This window comes from Streptomyces sp. cg35, assembly GCF_050410835.1.
In the GTDB taxonomy this organism is placed as follows: domain Bacteria; phylum Actinomycetota; class Actinomycetes; order Streptomycetales; family Streptomycetaceae; genus Streptomyces.
Genome location: NZ_CP191268.1, coordinates 6,953,921 through 6,971,003 on the forward strand (window position 1 = coordinate 6,953,921; position 17,083 = coordinate 6,971,003).

General features: G+C 73.4%; 20 protein-coding genes. 11 read left to right on the top strand and 9 right to left on the bottom strand.

The features are described from left to right. The first annotated feature begins 48 nt into the window (after positions 1 to 48). Genes ACQUQD_RS31810 through ACQUQD_RS31820 form a run of 3 tightly spaced genes read left to right on the top strand, consistent with a single transcriptional unit; the run spans position 49 to position 2,596 of the window. A complete protein-coding gene (locus ACQUQD_RS31810; protein ID WP_428955606.1) occupies positions 49 to 783 on the top strand; it encodes an NUDIX hydrolase in 735 nt (244 codons plus the stop codon). Next, positions 780 to 1,793 carry an ADP-ribosylglycohydrolase family protein gene (locus tag ACQUQD_RS31815; RefSeq protein WP_428955607.1) on the top strand — a complete coding sequence of 338 codons (1,014 nt, stop codon included), beginning with the start codon at positions 780 to 782 and terminating at the stop codon, positions 1,791 to 1,793. The genes ACQUQD_RS31810 and ACQUQD_RS31815 overlap by 4 nt, the downstream gene beginning before the upstream one ends. A 41-nt stretch (positions 1,794 to 1,834) precedes the next feature. Further along, the gene (locus ACQUQD_RS31820; protein WP_428955608.1) at positions 1,835 to 2,596 is read left to right on the top strand and encodes a nucleotidyltransferase domain-containing protein; all 762 of its coding nucleotides are present in this window, start codon (positions 1,835 to 1,837) and stop codon (positions 2,594 to 2,596) included. Here ACQUQD_RS31820 and ACQUQD_RS31825 read toward each other — a convergent pair. Genes ACQUQD_RS31825 through ACQUQD_RS31840 form a run of 4 tightly spaced genes read right to left on the bottom strand, consistent with a single transcriptional unit; the run spans position 2,567 to position 5,059 of the window. After that, a complete protein-coding gene (locus tag ACQUQD_RS31825; protein ID WP_428955609.1) occupies positions 2,567 to 3,280 on the bottom strand; it encodes a nucleotidyltransferase domain-containing protein in 714 nt (237 codons plus the stop codon). The genes ACQUQD_RS31820 and ACQUQD_RS31825 overlap by 30 nt on opposite strands. A gap of 22 nt (positions 3,281 to 3,302) precedes the next feature. Beyond that, positions 3,303 to 3,761 (bottom strand): Rieske (2Fe-2S) protein, encoded by a 459-nt coding sequence (locus ACQUQD_RS31830; protein WP_428955610.1) that lies wholly within the window; start codon positions 3,759 to 3,761, stop codon positions 3,303 to 3,305. Further along, positions 3,758 to 4,342, bottom strand: a complete 585-nt coding sequence (locus ACQUQD_RS31835) for a DUF6529 family protein (RefSeq protein WP_428955612.1) — start codon at positions 4,340 to 4,342, stop codon at positions 3,758 to 3,760. The genes ACQUQD_RS31830 and ACQUQD_RS31835 overlap by 4 nt, the downstream gene beginning before the upstream one ends. Before the next feature lie 57 nt (positions 4,343 to 4,399). Beyond that, on the bottom strand, positions 4,400 to 5,059 hold the full coding sequence (locus ACQUQD_RS31840) for a hypothetical protein (RefSeq protein WP_428955613.1): 660 nt from the start codon (positions 5,057 to 5,059) through the stop codon (positions 4,400 to 4,402). 131 nt (positions 5,060 to 5,190) lie between these two features. Between ACQUQD_RS31840 and ACQUQD_RS31845 the strand changes: the two genes are divergently transcribed. The 6 genes from ACQUQD_RS31845 to der all read left to right on the top strand — a co-directional run bounded on the left by ACQUQD_RS31845 (position 5,191) and on the right by der (position 10,188). Continuing rightward, entirely contained in the window at positions 5,191 to 5,634 is a 444-nt protein-coding gene (locus tag ACQUQD_RS31845) for a YidB family protein (protein ID WP_428955614.1), read from the top strand. Positions 5,635 to 5,753: 119 nt separating this feature from the next. Beyond that, positions 5,754 to 6,116: a chorismate mutase gene (gene aroH / locus ACQUQD_RS31850; protein WP_428955615.1), complete on the top strand. Its 363-nt coding sequence runs from the start codon at positions 5,754 to 5,756 to the stop codon at positions 6,114 to 6,116. Continuing rightward, entirely contained in the window at positions 6,113 to 7,198 is a 1,086-nt protein-coding gene (locus tag ACQUQD_RS31855) for a prephenate dehydrogenase (protein WP_428955616.1), read from the top strand. Before aroH ends, ACQUQD_RS31855 begins: the two co-directional genes overlap by 4 nt. A gap of 88 nt (positions 7,199 to 7,286) precedes the next feature. Next, on the top strand, positions 7,287 to 7,982 hold the full coding sequence (gene cmk / locus ACQUQD_RS31860) for a (d)CMP kinase (RefSeq protein ID WP_428955617.1): 696 nt from the start codon (positions 7,287 to 7,289) through the stop codon (positions 7,980 to 7,982). Between the two features lie 59 nt (positions 7,983 to 8,041). Next, on the top strand, positions 8,042 to 8,629 hold the full coding sequence (locus tag ACQUQD_RS31865; RefSeq protein WP_428957712.1) for a lysophospholipid acyltransferase family protein: 588 nt from the start codon (positions 8,042 to 8,044) through the stop codon (positions 8,627 to 8,629). Between the two features lie 80 nt (positions 8,630 to 8,709). Beyond that, positions 8,710 to 10,188: a ribosome biogenesis GTPase Der gene (gene der / locus ACQUQD_RS31870; RefSeq protein WP_428955618.1), complete on the top strand. Its 1,479-nt coding sequence runs from the start codon at positions 8,710 to 8,712 to the stop codon at positions 10,186 to 10,188. A 48-nt stretch (positions 10,189 to 10,236) separates the two neighbouring features. Here the strand turns inward: der and ACQUQD_RS31875 are convergent, their stop codons facing one another. Together ACQUQD_RS31875 and ACQUQD_RS31880 are read right to left on the bottom strand one after the other, a co-directional pair. After that, positions 10,237 to 10,530 (bottom strand): hypothetical protein, encoded by a 294-nt coding sequence (locus tag ACQUQD_RS31875; RefSeq protein WP_428955619.1) that lies wholly within the window; start codon positions 10,528 to 10,530, stop codon positions 10,237 to 10,239. Between the two features lie 182 nt (positions 10,531 to 10,712). Further along, positions 10,713 to 11,510, bottom strand: coding sequence for a hypothetical protein (locus ACQUQD_RS31880; protein ID WP_428955620.1), 798 nt, complete (start codon positions 11,508 to 11,510; stop codon positions 10,713 to 10,715). A 370-nt stretch (positions 11,511 to 11,880) separates the two neighbouring features. Here ACQUQD_RS31880 and ACQUQD_RS31885 point away from each other — a divergent pair, with 370 nt between their 5' ends. Both ACQUQD_RS31885 and ACQUQD_RS31890 read left to right on the top strand, forming a co-directional pair. Further along, positions 11,881 to 12,501 carry a transglycosylase family protein gene (locus ACQUQD_RS31885; protein WP_428955621.1) on the top strand — a complete coding sequence of 207 codons (621 nt, stop codon included), beginning with the start codon at positions 11,881 to 11,883 and terminating at the stop codon, positions 12,499 to 12,501. A gap of 113 nt (positions 12,502 to 12,614) precedes the next feature. After that, positions 12,615 to 13,172 (top strand): transglycosylase family protein, encoded by a 558-nt coding sequence (locus tag ACQUQD_RS31890; protein WP_428955622.1) that lies wholly within the window; start codon positions 12,615 to 12,617, stop codon positions 13,170 to 13,172. On the opposite strand, the gene ACQUQD_RS31895 is transcribed toward ACQUQD_RS31890, so the two are convergent. The 3 genes from ACQUQD_RS31895 to ACQUQD_RS31905 are packed head-to-tail and all read right to left on the bottom strand — an operon-like array spanning position 13,156 to position 16,955. After that, positions 13,156 to 13,827, bottom strand: coding sequence for an ATP-binding cassette domain-containing protein (locus tag ACQUQD_RS31895; protein ID WP_428955623.1), 672 nt, complete (start codon positions 13,825 to 13,827; stop codon positions 13,156 to 13,158). The two genes, ACQUQD_RS31890 and ACQUQD_RS31895, sit on opposite strands and share 17 nt — an antisense overlap. Further along, entirely contained in the window at positions 13,824 to 16,490 is a 2,667-nt protein-coding gene (locus ACQUQD_RS31900) for an ABC transporter permease subunit (RefSeq protein ID WP_428955624.1), read from the bottom strand. Before ACQUQD_RS31900 ends, ACQUQD_RS31895 begins: the two co-directional genes overlap by 4 nt. A 3-nt stretch (positions 16,491 to 16,493) precedes the next feature. Then, positions 16,494 to 16,955 carry a hypothetical protein gene (locus tag ACQUQD_RS31905; protein WP_428955625.1) on the bottom strand — a complete coding sequence of 154 codons (462 nt, stop codon included), beginning with the start codon at positions 16,953 to 16,955 and terminating at the stop codon, positions 16,494 to 16,496. Positions 16,956 to 17,083 lie beyond the last annotated feature (128 nt).

Here is a 17,083-nt window from a genome sequence, read left to right on the forward strand (position 1 = left end):
CCCCCTCCTTTTAAGGTCGCTTAGACCAATAAAGGAGGGGGCTGTCGCATGCACGGCTACGACAAGCACGCCTATGAGCCCTTCGCCGTCACCGTCGATCTCGCGGTCTTCACCATCCGCGCGGGCCGGCTGCACATCCTGCTCGTCGAGCGCGGCCAGGACCCGTACGCGGGGCGCTGGGCGCTGCCGGGGGGATTCCTGGAGCCCGACGAGTCCGCGGAGACCGCGGCCCGGCGCGAGCTCGCCGAGGAGACCGGACTGAGCGATGTCGCCGGACTGCACCTGGAGCAGCTGCGCACCTACAGCGAACCGGACCGCGACCCCCGGATGCGGATCGTCTCCGTCGCCTTCGCCGCGCTCGTCCCGGACGCGCCGCAGGCCCGGGGCGGCGGTGACGCCGCCCGCGCCGCGTGGCTGCCGCACGCCTCCGGCGCGCACGGCCCGCTCGCCTTCGACCACGACCTGATCCTCGCCGACGCCTACGAGCGGATCGGCGGCAAGCTCGAGTACACCTGTCTGGCCACGGCCTTCTGCCCGCCCGAGTTCACGCTCGGCGAGCTGCGCCAGGTCTACGAGGTCGTGTGGGGGGCCGAGCTCGACCCGGCGAACTTCCGGCGCAAGGTGCTGGCCACCCCCGGCTTCGTCGAGCAGGTGCCCGGCGCGTCCCGGCTGACCGGCGGCCGCGGCAAGCCCGCCGCGCTGTACCGGGCCGGCGGCGCGGACGCCCTGCTCCCGCCGCTGCTCAGGCCCGCGCCCGACCCCTCGGAAGGAACCCGCTCATGACCAAGCGTCCCGCGACCGGATCGCTCCTCGGGCTCGCCCTCGGGGACGCGCTCGGATTCCCGACGGAGTTCGACGACGTACCGGCGATCCTCGCCAAGTGCGGGCCCTGGCGGGAGATGGAACTGCCGGGACCCCCCGTCGCCCACATCACGGACGACACCCAGATGGCACTCGCCGTCTCGCGCGGCCTGCGCACCGCCATGGGGCGGGGCCCGCTCGACCCGCAGCGGTTCGAGCGGCCGCTGCGCGAGGAGTTCGTGGACTGGTATCAGTCGCCGGACAACAACCGCGCGCCCGGCAACACCTGCCTGCGCGCGTGCAACCTGCTCAAGGCCGAGGACCGGGCCTGGCAGGACGCCAGTCAGCCGCGGTCCAAGGGGTGCGGCGCCAACATGCGGGTCACCCCGCTCGGCCTCGTCCCCGGCCTGAGCGACGAACAGCGGGCGGGCGCCGCCCAGTTGCAGGCCGGACTCACCCACGGCCACCCGACCGCGCTCGCCGCCTCCGACCTCACCGCGCACGCCGTACGCCTCCTCGCCGAGGGTGCCGAACCGACCGGGCTCGTGGGACTGCTGCGCTCGTACGCGTACGAGAACCGCGAGACCTACCACGAGCGGTGGCTCGGCGACCTGTGGACGCGCGGCGGCGCGGCCACGCCCGAGGCGTTCGCCGCGGCCGGCTGGGACGAGTGCCTCGACGTGCTCGACCGGCTGCGCGACGCCCTCGCGTCCCCCTCGCCGGAGACCGACCCGTGCCTCGCCACCGGCGCGGGCTGGATCGCCGAGGAGGCGCTCGCCACCGCCCTGCAGTGCTTCCTGCTCTTCGTGGACGAGCCGGTGCTCGCGCTGCGCAGAGCCGCCTGCACCTCCGGCGACTCGGACTCGATCGCCGCGCTCGCCGGCGCCTTCGCGGGCGCCCACCTCGGGGCCGACGCCTGGCCCGCGAAGTGGGTGGAGCGCATCGAGCACCGGGACGAGCTGATCGCGTTCGGCGCCGGCTGGGACGCGTGAATGCGCGGGTGCGCGGCGGCGCGGTCCGGCAGTATGGCCGGATGATCGCCGACGCGCACCTGCCCGCCTCCGTCGACCTGACCTCGGTCGTCGCGGACGAGCCCGACCCGCTGCTGTTCGCCACGGTCTCCGGCGCCCACCTGTACGGGTTCCCCTCCCGCGACTCCGACGTGGACCTGCGCGGCGTCCACCTGCTGCCCGCCGCCGCGCTCCTCGGGCTGCGCGCGCCGGAGGAGACCCGGTCGCGGATGTGGTTCACCGACGGCGTCGAGATGGACCTCGTCACCCACGACCTGCGGAAGTTCGTACGGCTGATGCTGCGGCGCAACGGCTATGTGCTGGAGCAGCTGCTGTCACCGCTCGTCGTGCACACCACGGACACCCACCGCGCACTCGTCGCGCTCGCGCCGGACGTCGTCACCCGGCACCACGCCCATCACTACCGCGGGTTCGCCGGCACCCAGTGGCGGCTCTACGAGAAGACCCGCGAGCTCAAGCCGCTGCTGTACGCGTTCCGCGTGCTGCTCACCGGAGTCCATCTGATGCGCAGCGGCGAGGTCCAGGCCCATCTGCCCACGCTCCTCGGGGAGTTGACGGCGCCGGCCTATCTGCCCGACCTCATCGAGGCCAAGGCGGCCGCCGAGCACGGCGGTGCCGACGTGGAGCACGCGCGCGTGGCCGCCGACATCGAGGCGCTGCACGCCGAGCTGGACGCGGCGCAGACCGCGTCGAAGCTGCCCGACGAGCCCCACGCCCACGACGCCCTGCACGACCTAGTGGTCAGGGCCCGCCTGGAGGGCTGAGCCGCGGCGGGTGCGGATCAGGAAGTCCTCGACGCGGGCCCGGTCCGGTTCGAGGGGGAGCGGGGTGCGGGCCGCCGCCTTCTCGGCCTCGGCCGCGAGCCGCTCCATCCGGGCCTCCACCTCCGGCCACGCCACCTCGCCGCGCTTGACCGCGAGGAGCGCCTCGCGCTGATCGCCCACGTCGATCGTCAGCTCGCCGGTGCGCAGCAGATCGCGGCAGGACATCAGGAGCCGCAGCAGGTGCATCGCGTGCTTCCAGCGCGGGGCGCCGTGGGTGCGGACATCGGCCTCCAGCTTCCTGCGCTGGCCGGCCGCGTACCGCGCGAACGTCTCGTGCGCCCGGCGCGACAGGAACGCCCCGCGCAGGGCGAGGAGCTCGCGGCCGGTGTCCGTGACCTGCTCGACGAGCGGGGAGTGCAGGCACTCCAGGATGTTCGGGTTGGCGCGCAGGGCCAGCTCGCAGAAGCGCTCCAGCTCCCAGGAGAACTGCTCCTGCGCCGGGCCCTCGACGTGCGTGGGCGGCTTCTCGAACCGCCAGTACAGGGGCGTCGGCGCCAGGTACACGCCGCGGCGGTCCGTGTCACTGGCGTCCGTGGCCAGACCGAAGGCGCGCGAGCCCATCACGCAGGAGTAGACCGTGTGGTCGCGCACCAGGTCGTGCGGCCGCGGGTGTTCCGGTTCCATGCGGGGAGCGTAAGGCGTGCCCTCAGCCGAGCGAGATCGAATTTCCGGTGACCGTGATCTTCTGCGGCGGCAGCGGGCGCGGCGCCGGGCCGCCCGCCACCGAGGCGTCCGCGATCCGGTACTTCGAACCGTGGCACGGGCAGTTGATCGTGCCGTCCGACACCGACCCGACCGTGCAGCCCTCATGCGTGCAGACCGCGGAGAACGCCTTGAAGTCGCCCTGCGCCGGCTGCGTCACCACGACCTTCTTGTCGGCGAAGACCTTCCCGCCGCCGACCGGGACATCGGACGTCTTCGCCAGCTCGGCTGCCGCGGGTGGCTCCTGGGACCGCTTCGTGGGCGTGCCGGACCCGGTCGGCGACGGCTGCGGCCGAGCCGTGTCGCCGTCCCCGCCGTTCTCGTCGCCGTACTTGCTGCACCCCGCCATGAGCGAGGCCGCGCCCGCGAGGAGCACGCTGCGTCGGGTCGCCGCAGGCTTCATGTCGTCACCCCCACCGTCCGGAAGAACCACAGAGCGGACGTCAGCCACAGCAGCGTCAGGACCGCGAACACCAGGCCGCCCACCACCGGCAGCAGCCAGCCGGGCAGCCGCTCCGCGCGCAGCAGCAGCATCTTGGCGCTGAACGCGCCGAAGAAGAAGCAGCCGAGGAACGAGTGCCACATGACGCGGTCCGAGTACGTCTGGTAGCCGAGCCCGTAGAGGCAGTGCACCGCGACCGGCACCGCCACCAGGAACGCGATCCGGCCCGACCAGCGGTGCAGGGCGGGCGCCCAGGACGGGCCGCGCAGCTTCCCGTACACCATGAAGGCCGAGACGACCTGCACCAGCGCGAAGACGAAGGCCACCGTCGCGAGCCAGGACTTCACCGCGCTCGTACTGGAGAACCCCGCCAGGTTGAAGGCCGTGCCCGCCGGGTCGTGGACCTTGCCGTACGCCCCGAGCGCCACGGCCACCAGCGCCGCGACGGCGGCGGGCACCAGATAGCGGGCCGGGTGCGGGCGGCGGTGACCGGGATCGGGGCCGGGGAAGCTCTGGGTGGCGGCATTCGGATCGACGGTCATGACAACCCCTCCACACAGGTCATCGGGTCGACGGTCATGGCAACCCCTCCACACAGGTCAGGGCACGACGGGGCGCGCGGTCACGTGCTCGCCGTCGACCGTGACGGCGCCGGTCTCCGGATCGATGGGAGGTGCCTTCGACGGCTCGTCGTCCCGCGTGACGATGCCGACCTGACGGCCGTCGGGCAGCACGATCCAGCCGCCGTCGATCTCCGCGCCGCGCACCTCGGTGGTGGCCCGGTACAGGCCGGACGGCTTGACGGCCTTGCGTGCCGTGAAGGCGTACGGGCGGTCCTCGATCTCGACGGTGCCGCGGATCCGCTCGTCGGCGAGGGTGCCCGTGAGCTCGGCACCGTGCTTGCCGCTGAGCTTCATCGAGCCGTCGTCCTCGACGTCCCCCTTCAGCCAGGACTCCTTGGAACGGCCGTCGCAGAAGTAGGCCACCGCCTTGTCGTCGCGTACGGAGACGGAGACGGCCGCGGTGTCGTCGTCGGTACGGCCCGCGTAGCTGGTCTTCGCAGCGGCCGGCTTCGACGGGCTCGGACCGGTGCTCGGGCCCGCCGTCGTACGGGTCGGCGCGGGCGACGGGATCGCCGTGGCGGCCGGCGCACCACCGGACGGAGAGGCACCTTCACCCGTCGTCGCGTTCAGCGACAGCATGACCAGGCCCAGAGCCAGACCGGCGAACAGCGTGTAGAGGGGTCCTGAGGACTTCATGGCGGGCCTCCCCCGAGGCAGCACACGATGGCGCCATCCATGCAAGCAGTTCCGGCCGAGTGGCGACAGGGGGCGAATGGGGTGACATTGAGGTGAAACGGGTTTTCCGAATGTCCGAAAGGCGCGTGACCATGGCGGGTAACGATCTGGGCAGTCTGCTCGGCGGTCTCCTGGGCGGAGGCGGCCAGAACGGGGCCTCCGGCGGGGGTCTCGACCTCGGAAAGATCCTGGGCGGCCTGCTCGGCGGCGCGGGCGGCGCGGCCGGATCCGGCGGAGGCTCGAATCCGCTCGGCGGCCTGATGGACATGATCACGAAGTCCGGCCTGGTCAGCCAGGACCAGCTCGACTCCTGGGTCGGCAAGGGCGACAACCAACCGCTCACCCCCGACCAGGTCAAGGAAGCAGTCCCCGACGAGACCCTCGACAAGGTCGCCACCGACGCGGGCGTCAGCCGCGACCAGGTGGCCCAGGAGGTGGCGCAGCAGCTGCCTCAGGTCGTCGACAAGCTGACCCCCGAGGGACAGGTGCCCAGCAGCGGCTCCCTGGAGGACCTGATCAAGCAGCAGCAGCTCTGATCCGTACGTCACCGGGTGCGCGGCGGCCGTCTCGAAGGACGGGCGCCGCGCACCCGCGCGTACCGCCCCAACTACGCTGGACGCCGGCAGACGTACGGACATGATCAAGGAGTGACACCGTGGCGGTACGAGCGGTCCGGGGCGCCGTCCAACTCGAACGGGACGAGGCCGGGCACATGGACGAGCAGGTCAGCGCCCTGCTCACCGCCGTCCTCGAGCGGAACGAGCTGACCTCCGACGACCTGATATCGATCTGGTTCACGGCCACGCCCGATCTGCACTCCGACTTCCCGGCGGCCGCCGCCCGCAAGCTCGGCATCGTCGACGTACCGCTGATCTGCGCTCAGGAGCTGGACATCGCGGGCGCCATGCCGCGCGTCGTCCGCGTCCTCGCGCACGTCGAGACCGAGCTGCCCAAGTCCGAGGTCGCCCACGTCTACCTCGGCGCCGCGGCCACCCTGCGCAAGGACATCGCCCAGTGAGAACCGCACTCGTCATCGGCACCGGCCTCATCGGCACCTCCGCCGCCCTCGCCCTCGCCTCGCGCGGTGTCACCGTGCACCTCGCCGACCACGACACGGCGCAGGCCCGCACCGCCGCCGCGCTCGGCGCCGGCACCGACGAGGCCCCGGAGGGCACCGTCGACCTCTGCGTCGTCGCCGTGCCGCCCGCGCACGTCGCCGCGACCCTCGCCGACACGATGCGGCGCGGCACGGCCCGCGCCTACCTCGACGTCGCCAGCGTCAAGGGCGGCCCGCGCCGCGACCTCGAAGCGCTGGGCCTGGACCTCACGGCGTACATCGGCACGCATCCGATGAGCGGCCGCGAGCGCAGCGGCCCGCTCGCCGCGACCGCTGACCTCTTCGAGGGCCGGCCGTGGGTGCTGACCCCGACCCGCGACACCGACACCGAGGTCCTGAACCTCGCCCTCGAACTCGTCGCCCTGTGCCGCGCCGTCCCCGTCGTCATGGACGCCGACGCCCACGACCGGGCGGTCGCGCTCGTCTCGCACATGCCGCACCTGGTCTCCAGCATGGTCGCGGCCCGTCTGGAGAACGCCGAGGAGAGCGCCGTCCGCCTGTGCGGGCAGGGCATCCGCGACGTGACCCGGATCGCGGCCTCGGACCCGGGCATGTGGATCGACATCCTCTCCGCGAACCCGGGACCGGTCGCCGACCTGCTCTCGGCGGTCTCCGCCGACCTCGACGAGACGGTCCAGGCCCTGCGCTCCCTGCAGTCCGCCGACGACGCCAAGCGCCGCGAGGGCGTCGCCGGCGTCGAGACGATGCTGCGCCGGGGCAACGCGGGCCAGAGCCGGGTCCCCGGCAAGCACGGCGCGGCCCCGGCGGCGTACGAGATCGTGGCCGTCCTCATCTCCGACCAGCCCGGCGAGCTGGCCCGCATCTTCGCGGACGCGGGCGCCGCCGGCGTCAACGTCGAGGACGTGCGGATCGAGCACGCGACCGGGCAGCAGGCCGGTTTCGTGCAGCTCATGGTGCAGCCCGCGGCGGCCCCGAAACTGGCGGCGGCGCTGCGCGAGCGCGGCTGGGCCATGCGGCAGTAAGAGGCGCCTGCGGGAGCCAGTAACCTTGTGCGGGGTGCTTTCGCGCCCCGCACTCCTGCCCCGTGTACTCAGAAAGGTGTCCGTCACCGTGGAAACCGCCGCCCCGGCAGCTGTGATCGTCGCCATCGACGGACCCTCCGGCACGGGCAAGTCGAGCACCTCGAAGGCCGTCGCCGCCCAGCTCGGCCTGAACTACCTCGACACCGGCGCCCAGTACCGGGCGATCACCTGGTGGATGGTGAACAACGGGATCGACCTCACCGACCCGTCCGCCGTCGCCGCGGTCGCCGGCAAGGCCGAGATCGTCTCCGGCACCGACCCGTCCGCGCCCACCATCACCGTCGACGGCACCGATGTCGCGGGCCCGATCCGGACCACCGAGGTCACCTCCAAGGTCAGCGCCGTCAGCGCCGTCCCCGAGGTGCGCGCCCTCATCACCGAGCTGCAGCGTTCCATCGCGACCGCTGCCGCCGCCGAGGGCCCGGGCATCGTCGTCGAGGGCCGGGACATCGGGACGACCGTGCTGCCCGACGCCGACCTGAAGATCTTCCTCACCGCCTCGCCCGAGGCCCGTGCCGCCCGCCGCTCCGGCGAGCTGAAGGGCGCCGACGTCAAGGCCACGCAGGAGGCCCTGATCAAGCGCGACCAGGCCGACTCCAGCCGCAAGACGTCGCCGCTCGCCAAGGCCGGCGACGCCGTCGAGGTCGACACCACGGAGCTCACGCTGCAGCAGGTCATCGAGTGCGTCGTGACCCTCGTCGAGGAGAAGCGGGCCTCCAAGTGAGTCCTGTCAGCCCTCCGGAACGTGGGGCCGAGGTCGGGCGGCGCATCGGCGTCGGCCTGATGTACGGGCTGTGGAAGCCGCGTGTGCTCGGGTCCTGGCGGGTCCCCGCGACCGGCCCGGTGATCCTCGCGGTCAACCACTCCCACAACATCGACGGCCCCATGGTCATGGGCGTCGCCCCGCGCCCGACGCACTTCCTGATCAAGCAGGAGGCGTTCGTCGGGCCGCTCGGCACCTTCCTCGAAGGCATCGGACAGCTCAAGGTGGACCGGACCAGCGCGGACCGGACGGCCATCACGCGGGCCCTCGACGTCCTGCGTGACGGGGGAGTGCTCGGCATCTTCCCCGAGGGCACGCGCGGCGACGGCGACTTCGCGTCGCTGCGGGCCGGCCTCGCGTACTTCGCGGTGCGCGGCGGGGCGCCGATCGTTCCGGTCGCCGTACTGGGAAGCACGGAGCGGCCCGGACGGTTGATAAAGGCGCTGCCTCCGCTGCGCAGCCGGGTCGACGTCGTCTTCGGGGACCCCTTCGAAGCGGGCGACGGCAGCGGGCGGCGTACGCGCAAGGCGCTCGACGCGGCGACCGTGCGCATCCAGGAGCGGCTCACCGCCCACCTGGCGGACGCCAGGCGCCTGACCGGGCGCTGAGCGAGACTTTCAGTAGTGCACCGGCCTTGACCGAGGCGGGCGCACCGATCACCACGAATGAACGACGAGGTACGGACTTCATGAACGACCAGATCCAGCCCGAGGATGACGGCTTCGCCGAGCACGACCACGGGGCGCTTGGCGATGCCGAGTACGCGGAGTTCATGGAGCTCGCCGCGGAAGAGGGCTTCGACATCGAGGACGTCGAGGGCGCGATCGAGGCCGCCGGCCACGGTCCGCTGCCCGTCCTCGCCGTCGTCGGCCGCCCGAACGTCGGCAAGTCGACCCTGGTGAACCGCATCATCGGCCGCCGCGAGGCCGTCGTCGAGGACAAGCCGGGCGTCACCCGCGACCGCGTCACCTACGAGGCCGAGTGGGCGGGCCGCCGCTTCAAGGTCGTCGACACCGGCGGCTGGGAGCAGGACGTGCTCGGCATCGACGCGTCGGTGGCCGCGCAGGCCGAGTACGCGATCGAGACCGCCGACGCGGTCGTCTTCGTGGTCGACTCCACGGTCGGCGTCACCGACACCGACGAGGCCGTGGTCCGCCTGCTGCGCAAGGCCAACAAGCCGGTGGTGCTCTGCGCCAACAAGGTCGACGGCCCCAGCGGCGAGGCCGACGCCACCGCCCTGTGGTCCCTCGGCATCGGCGAGCCGCACCCGGTCTCCTCGCTGCACGGCCGCGGCACCGGCGACATGCTCGACGCCGTCCTGGAGGCGCTGCCCGAGGCGCCCGCGCAGACCTTCGGCACCGCCGTCGGCGGCCCGCGCCGCATCGCCCTGATCGGCCGTCCGAACGTCGGCAAGTCCTCGCTCCTGAACAAGGTGGCGAACGAGGACCGCGTCGTCGTGAACGAGCTGGCGGGCACCACCCGCGACCCGGTCGACGAGCTCATCGAACTGGGCGGCGTCACCTGGAAGTTCGTCGACACCGCCGGTATCCGCAAGCGCGTCCACCTCCAGCAGGGCGCCGACTACTACGCCTCGCTGCGCACGGCCGCCGCCGTCGAGAAGGCGGAGGTCGCGGTCATCCTGATCGACTCCTCCGAGACGATCTCCGTGCAGGACCAGCGGATCGTCACGATGGCGGTCGAGGCGGGCCGCGCGATCGTCGTCGCGTTCAACAAGTGGGACACCCTCGACGAGGAGCGCCGCTACTACCTGGAGCGCGAGATCGAGACCGAGCTCGGTCAGATCGCGTGGGCGCCGCGAGTGAACGTGTCGGCGCGCACCGGCCGCCACATGGAGAAGCTGGTCCCGGCCATCGAGACGGCCCTGGCGGGCTGGGAGACCCGCGTCCCGACCGGGCGCCTGAACGCGTTCCTCGGTGAGCTCGTCGCCTCCCACCCGCACCCCATCCGCGGCGGCAAGCAGCCCCGCATCCTCTTCGGTACGCAGGCCGGCACCAAGCCGCCGCGGTTCGTGCTCTTCGCCTCCGGGTTCATCGAGCACGGCTACCGGCGCTATGTGGAGCGGCGTCTGCGCGAGGAGTTCGGGTTCGAGGGGACGCCGATCCACATTTCCGTGCGCGTGCGGGAGAAGCGCGGGAAGAAGAAGTAGAGCGGTACGGGACAGCCGTACCGCTACGACGGTCCAGGCGCCGCGGGTTCAGTGCTCGCGGCGCGGTGCGGGCGGCAGCGCGGCCGGGAGATGACCTCCCTGGGCGTGCTGCCGCCCGTTCGTCTGCCAGTAGGAGTACTGGTGGTGCTGGACCGCCGCCGGGTAGTGCGGGGTGTGCTGCCGTGCCCCGTAGGGCCCCGTCCCGAAGGCCGTGAACCCCAGATCCTCCTCGCCGCTGCGGTCGCCGGGCAGGGCCCGGAAGGACCGGCGGTACTCCGCGTACAGGGCGTCGTAGATCGGAGTCGCCGAGCGGTTGCCCGCATGGTCCTCCGCGGGACGCATGGCCGGAATGGGGGTCGGATACGGCTGACGCCGCCCGGAGGGGGATGAGGTGGGGTCGTATGGGTGCACGTCTGTGCCAACGACCCGGACCCCCGACGGATGCGCCCTTGGCCTCGGCTTATGCGAGGCGTCAGGAGGATGACCGGCGCATTCGTCGGGGGTCCGGAAGGGGACCCGTCGGCTCAGGTGCCCGCGAGCGGCATCGCGGCGGCGACCAGCCGGCCGTTCGCCGCGGCCTTGTCGAGGGCGTCGCGCAGCAGGTCCTCGCGGGGCTGCCGGCCGATCGAACCGACGGGGGCGGCCAGGACGAGCACGGTGTGCGTCTTGTTGGCCGCGGCCCGCCAGCCGTCGGTGACCTGGAGCGCCTGGTGCGCCTGCCACCAGGCGACCTGGGAGGAGGTGCCGCCGGTGCCGGGCTGCAGCACGGCGTGCAGCTGGCCCATGGCGAGCAGCACCGACCAGCCGGGCAGCACGCGCGGTGCCTCGTTGAGCTCGCTGACCGGCATGAAGCCCTGCTCGATCAGGAGCGGCAGGAAGTCGTCGCCACCGCCGGGCTCGGCGCCGGGACGGGAGATGGGACCGGTCGGTTCGACGACGAGCGCGGGGTGCAGCTCGCCCGCGATCAGCAGCAGGCCGCTGGTCACCCCGAGCACGGCCTGGGTCGGGGCGGCCACCTGCGGCCCGCCGCCGGCCGGCGCGTCCGGGGACCCGGTCATGGACCGGACGGCGCCCTGGAGCTGGTCCTCGGCGACCTGGACGACCTGCGAGGGCAGGCAGGCGGCATGGGCGAAGGCGAGCACGGCGGTCTCGTCGCCGACGAACAGGACCGTGCTGGTGCGTTCCTGCGCGGAGTCGCCCGGCGTGCGGCAGGACGTGCAGTCGTAACCGCCGGGGGCGTTCTCACCGGCGAGCAGCCGGTCGGCTTCTTCGTCGCCGATCTCGGCGCGTACGTCGTCACTGACGTCGAGCAAGCGCGACACGGGGGCTCCTCTGGATCGGATGCGTACTTATGAAGGAACAACGGGTGATCTGTGGCGGGAGTCACGCCCGAAGGCGAACGGAATTCACTCATCCGAAGCGCACCGTGAGAAGGAACCCGGAATCTGTCACTCCACGCCAACTTGTAGGTACTCCGAGCAAGTTGAGGGGGTGAAGTGGGTCACAGATCACCGAGGTGGCAGGTCGACAAATCATGAAATCAGCGAATGAAGTGGGTGGCGCGTTTTCATCACTACTTTCGGTAACGGCCAACTGGCCTGGAGTGACAGGGACTTGGTTGATGCAAACCTCTCGGGCTGCCTAGATTCCACCGCCGTCTGCACCGAGCAGCAGTCCACGAGAGGGATTCTCATGTCCGTGCCGATTCGTACGGCTCGCACGACAGCGGTGATCGCCGGGGCGGTTCTCCTCGCCCCCCTCGGCCTCCTCGCGTCCGGCGGCTCCGCCCACGCGGCGGACTCCGGCGTCTGGGACCGCATCGCACGCTGCGAGAGCGGCGGCAACTGGCACATCAACACCGGCAACGGTTACTACGGCGGGCTCCAGTTCACCGCCGGCACCTGGCGCGCGTACGGCGGAGGGGCCTACGCCGCCACGGCCGACCGGGCCACGAAGGGCCAGCAGATCGCCGTGGCCACGAAGGTGCAGCGCGGGCAGGGCTGGGGCGCCTGGCCCGTCTGCTCGGCGCGGGCGGGCGCGTACGGCGGCGCACCGGCGGCGGCCGCCGCCGAGCCCCGCTCCGCCGCGCCCCGGTCGGCCGAACCGAAGTCCGCCCCGGTGGAGCGCGCCTCGTCGGGCGCGGGCCGCGGGACTGCCCGGAGCGGCGGCTACGTCGTCCGCAGCGGCGACACCCTGGGACGCATCGCGGCGGCCCACGGCACCAGCTGGCAGCGCCTGTACGCCGTCAACAAAGCGGTGATCGGCGGCGACCCGGACCTGATCCTCCCGGGACAGCGGCTGCTGGTCGGGTAGGCCCCGGCCGCGGCGATGCCCCGCGGTCCTGCCCGGTGCGCCGACCGGGTGGGGCCGCGGTCACTGCGGCGCGGCGCCGGGAGAGGCCGGTACCCGCTGCTTAGCGTGACGCGATGCACCTGATGCCCACGAAGCCGAAGATGCACATGTGGGCGGTGGCCCTCCTGGGCGGGCTGCTCGCCCTGGTCCTCACGCCGCCCGCCGCGTCCGCCGCCCCCGGCAGCGGGAGCGCCGCCCGCAAGCCCTACGACTGCGCACGCGACCAGTGGCCGTGGTCCTGCCTCGCCGAGTGCGAGAGCGGCGGCCGCTGGAACGCGAACACCGGCAACTCCTTCTACGGCGGGCTCCAGTTCTGGCAGCCCACCTGGGAGGAGCACGGCGGCCTGAAGTACGCGCCCCGCGCCGATCTCGCGACCCGCGCCGAGCAGATCAAGGTCGCCGAGAACGTCCTGCGCAGCCAGGGCTGGCGGGCCTGGCCCGCGTGCTCGAAGAAGCTGCGGCTCGCCGGCCGCGTCCACGTGGTGCAGCGCGGCGAGACCCTGACCTCGATCGCCCGCCGCTTCAAGGTCAAGGGTGGCTGGGAGGCGCTGTACAAGGCCAACCGGCAGATGATCGGCCCGCACCCGGACCGGCTCAACGCCGGCACCCAGCTGGTCATCCCGACGGCGTGACCTCGCCGGCCTCGCCCCTGAACACCACGGCGCCGCGCCCGAGTTCGTACACCAGCACCGTCGCCCCGCCCGGGCCGGACGGGCGCAGGCCCGGCGGCAGCCGCTGCTCGGCGAGGACCACGCAGGCGTCGAGCCCGCTCAGCAGGGCGTACGTGCGGGCGGCCACCCCGGATGACATGCCCTGGGCGGGCTCGTCGACCAGGACCACGCGGGCCCGGCAGAGCAGGGCGCGGGAGACGGCGAGCATCCGCTGTTCGCCGCCGGAGAGCGTGCCGGCGCGGCGGGCGAGGAGCGGGCGGAGCTCCGGATAGGCGTCGAGCGCCGGGGCGATGTCGCCGTCGGGCGCGGCGAGGCGGAGGTTCTCGGCGACCCCGAGCGCGGCGAAGACGGCCTGCCGGTCGGGGACGAGACACAGGCCCGCGGCCGCGCGGGCGCGGGGCGTCTGCCGGGTGACGTCGATGCCGTCCCACACGACGGTCCCGGTGGTGAGCGGGGCGGTGCCCGCGAGGGCGCGCAGGGCGGTGGTGCGGCCGGATCCGTTGCGGCCCAGCAGGACGGTGACCGCCGCGGTGGGTGCGGCGAGGCTGATGCCGTGGAGTGCTTCGAGAGGCCCGTAGCGGACGTGTGCCGCGCGCAGTTCGATGCCGTGCTTCACGGGCGCGCTCCGGCCGTGCGGTCGAGGACCGCCGCCGGTGGACCCGACGCCACGATGCGGCCCGCCGTCATCACGTGCACCGTGTCGGCCAGCTCCGTCACCAGGTCCAGGTCGTGCTCGACGACGAGCAGGCCCGTCCCGTCTCCGGCCAGCGCCTTCAGCAGGCGTGCCAGAGCGGCGACTTCGGCGTCGTCGAGGCCCGCCGCCGGTTCGTCGAGCAGCAGGACGTGCGGTCGGCCCGCGAGGGCCCGGGCCAGTTCGACGCGGCGCAGCGTCCCCGTGGGCAGATCGGCGGGGAACCGCCCGCCCCGCAGGCCGAACAGCCTGAGCAGACGCCGCGTGGCGTGCCGGTCCCGTACGCGGCCCTGCTCGGCGCCGACGCGAATGTTCTCGGCCACGGTCAACGACGGGAAGACGGCGAGCTGTTGGAACGTGCGGGCCACGCCGAGCCGGGTCCGTGCGTGGGCGGGGAGTGCCGTGATGTCCCGGTCCCCGAGCCGTACGCGCCCCGCGTCCGGCCGCACCGTCCCGGCGAGGCAGTGGAACAGCGTGCTCTTGCCCGCGCCGTTGGGCCCGACGACGGCGACGATCCGGCCGGGCGGCACGGCGATGTCGACGCCGTGCAGAACGGGGTGGCCGTCGAAGGAGACGGTGAGGCGCGCGCCGGACAGCACGGGCGGCGGTGAGGGTCGTCCGGCCGCCTGGGGCGGTCCGCCCGCTCTCGCCCTCCGGGTCCGCCTCGGCGCCGGGGCACTCCCCGGGCCGGCGGGCTCATCAAGCCCGTCCGAGGGCGCCGGACCGGGACGGCGCTCGCCCCGGCGCAGCGCATCCCGCACCGCGGCGCCCCGCGCGGTCGGCCGCCGAGGCCCCCGTACCCGTGCGACGAGGCCCCGAGCCGCCTCGTACGGCCCCTCCGGGAACCGTCCCACCAGCAGCGCCAGCACCCCGACGGCCGCCGCCGCGACCCCGCCGCGCGTCCCCGCGTCCAGGCCGACCAGCAGCGCCGCCCCGGCCGGCGCGGCGAGCAGGCTGTCCGCCCCGAGGGCCACGATCGCCGCGAACCACAGCAGCCCGCGCACCGGGTCGTACGCCCCGGGGTCGAACGACCGCACCCCGAACGCCAGCAGCCCGCCGCCCAGCGCCGCGAGCCCGGCCCCCACCACGAAGGCGGCGGCCTTGAGCGCGGACACCCGCACCCCGGCCGCCGACGCCCCGGCCTCGTGGTCCCGCACGGCTGCCAGTGCCCGGCCGACCCGGCCCCGGCGCAGCGCCCATACGAGCACCAACGCGCCGCTCAGCAAGCAGAGTTCGAGGAGGTAGTACGCCCGGTCCCCGGCGAATCCGGCCGGCCTGCCCGGTGCCAGGCCCGAGGCCGCGTACGGCTGCGCGAACACGAACCGGCTCACCCCCACCCCGACGGCGAACGTGGCGAGGGCCAGGGCGAGACCGTGCCGGCCGATCGCGGGCACGGCCGTCAGCAGCCCCAGGGGCGCCACCAGGACCACCGCCAGCAACAGCGCCACCAAACCGGGGAGTTGGGGGATTCCCGGGAAGCGACCCAGTGCTGCCAATGTCGCGAACAGGGCGCCCAGTCCCGCGAACGCCCCCTGTCCCAGCGCCAGTTGGCCCGCACGGCCGGTCACGACGACCAGCGACAGCAGGATCAGCGCCAGCGCGGGCACCTGGACCGACGTATGCAGGTCCGAGCCCGCGAAGCCCAACGGCAGCAGGAACAGCACCGCCGCCACCGGCCACGCGCCCGGCGGCGCCGGCACCACCCGCCGGGTCACCGCCCGCGGCAGTGCCCCGCGCCCGCCGATCCCCGGCAGGGCGAGCGCCGCGACCAGCAGCGCCACCACGAACAGGTTCGCCCCGACCGCCTGCAGCAGCGGCTCCGCCCGGCCGCCCGGGTGCAGCCGGGTCAGCTGGCTCTGCGCCACCCCGATCGCCAGCGCCACCGGCACGGCCACCGACAGGAACCGCATCCGCGCCGCGACCGCGACCGCCACGACCTCCATCACCAGCAGCGGCAGCCCGTACGGGTCGAGGCGCACATAGGGGGCCAGCAGCACTCCGGTCAGGCCCGCCGTGAACGCGCCGAAGGCCCAGCCCGCCGCCGCGACCCGGTCCGCGTCGATGCCGCCGAGCACGGCGAGCGGGCGGTTGTCGACGACGGCCCGCAGCTCCCCGCCGAACCGGGTCCACCGGGTCACCGCCCACACCGTCACCGCGATCGCGCAGGCCACCGCGAGCTGCCCCCACGGATCGGCCGCGATCAGCGTCGGCGCGTCCTCCCGTGCCCCCGTGCCCCACAACAGGGCCGCCGCCCCGACCAGCAGCACGAAGACGCCGAGCGAGGCGACGAGGGTGCGGGCCGGGTCGCTCCCCGCCGTCGCGAGCGGCCTGAACACCCCGCGTTCCAGCGCCAGTCCGAGCGCCGGGGCGACGACCAGGAGGACCAGCGCCGCGCCCGCCCACAGCGGCCAGGACCACACCACCACGCACTGCCGCAGCAGATACGCGCAGAGCATCGCGATCGCTCCGTGCGCGAAGTTCAGGACGCCGGTCGCCCGGTACGTGACGATCAGGCCGGTCCCGGTGAGCGCCGCCGCCGCACCCACCGAGAGGCCGGCCAGCGTGAGGTCGTACGTCAGGGAGGCCACGCCTCAACTCCCCGCGGGCGGCTCGCAGATGGGGCACGGCCCGAGACCGCCGGCCGCGACGGCCCCGGCGTCGGCGGGCACGGCCTCCGGCTTGCCCTCGACGAGCGGGCAGTCCGCGCGGTGCCACAGCGTGCCGCCGGGGACCATGAGGAGGGTGCCGTCGACGGCGAGCGGGGCGGCCGCCCGGGGCGCCGCCGGCGGGTCGACGGTGACCAGGAGCGCGTACAGCTCCTCCACCCGGGACCTGGCCAGGGCGCTCCTGCCGTACGTGAGCAGCACCGCGCCCGCGATGATCAGGGCCGCTCCGGGCACCGTGCACGAGGCGAGATAGGGCAGTTGGCGCTCGGCGAAGCGCTCGCCGGACATCCCGTACCATCCGACCACGCACAGCACGGCACCCGCGGTGAGGGCGGCGAGGCCCGCCCACAGGACGGGGCCCACGGTTCGTAGCCGGACAGTCCGCATCGGTGGCCCCCACGTCGTGATGTCGTGTGTCTGTCTGTGTGTCTGGTCTTGTCGGCCGATCGCTTGCACTATGCCTTCTGGAGGCCAACCCTGAAAACTCCGGGCGCAGTTGGGGTCCGGACCGACAT

Bases quoted from the DNA above. Each gene is read 5' to 3' on its own strand.
- ACQUQD_RS31905 (WP_428955625.1), bottom strand. From the start codon at position 16,955: ATGCGGACTGTCCGGCTACGAACCGTGGGCCCCGTCCTGTGGGCGGGC.
- ACQUQD_RS31890 (WP_428955622.1), top strand. From the start codon at position 12,615: ATGCACCTGATGCCCACGAAGCCGAAGATGCACATGTGGGCGGTGGCC.
- ACQUQD_RS31835 (WP_428955612.1), bottom strand. From the start codon at position 4,342: ATGACCGTCGATCCGAATGCCGCCACCCAGAGCTTCCCCGGCCCCGAT.
- ACQUQD_RS31845 (WP_428955614.1), top strand. From the start codon at position 5,191: ATGGCGGGTAACGATCTGGGCAGTCTGCTCGGCGGTCTCCTGGGCGGA.
- der (WP_428955618.1), top strand. From the start codon at position 8,710: ATGAACGACCAGATCCAGCCCGAGGATGACGGCTTCGCCGAGCACGAC.
- ACQUQD_RS31875 (WP_428955619.1), bottom strand. From the start codon at position 10,530: ATGCGTCCCGCGGAGGACCATGCGGGCAACCGCTCGGCGACTCCGATC.
- ACQUQD_RS31830 (WP_428955610.1), bottom strand. From the start codon at position 3,761: ATGAAGCCTGCGGCGACCCGACGCAGCGTGCTCCTCGCGGGCGCGGCC.
- ACQUQD_RS31840 (WP_428955613.1), bottom strand. From the start codon at position 5,059: ATGAAGTCCTCAGGACCCCTCTACACGCTGTTCGCCGGTCTGGCTCTG.
- ACQUQD_RS31825 (WP_428955609.1), bottom strand. From the start codon at position 3,280: ATGGAACCGGAACACCCGCGGCCGCACGACCTGGTGCGCGACCACACG.
- ACQUQD_RS31865 (WP_428957712.1), top strand. From the start codon at position 8,042: ATGTACGGGCTGTGGAAGCCGCGTGTGCTCGGGTCCTGGCGGGTCCCC.
- ACQUQD_RS31815 (WP_428955607.1), top strand. From the start codon at position 780: ATGACCAAGCGTCCCGCGACCGGATCGCTCCTCGGGCTCGCCCTCGGG.
- ACQUQD_RS31820 (WP_428955608.1), top strand. From the start codon at position 1,835: ATGATCGCCGACGCGCACCTGCCCGCCTCCGTCGACCTGACCTCGGTC.
- ACQUQD_RS31885 (WP_428955621.1), top strand. From the start codon at position 11,881: ATGTCCGTGCCGATTCGTACGGCTCGCACGACAGCGGTGATCGCCGGG.
- ACQUQD_RS31810 (WP_428955606.1), top strand. From the start codon at position 49: ATGCACGGCTACGACAAGCACGCCTATGAGCCCTTCGCCGTCACCGTC.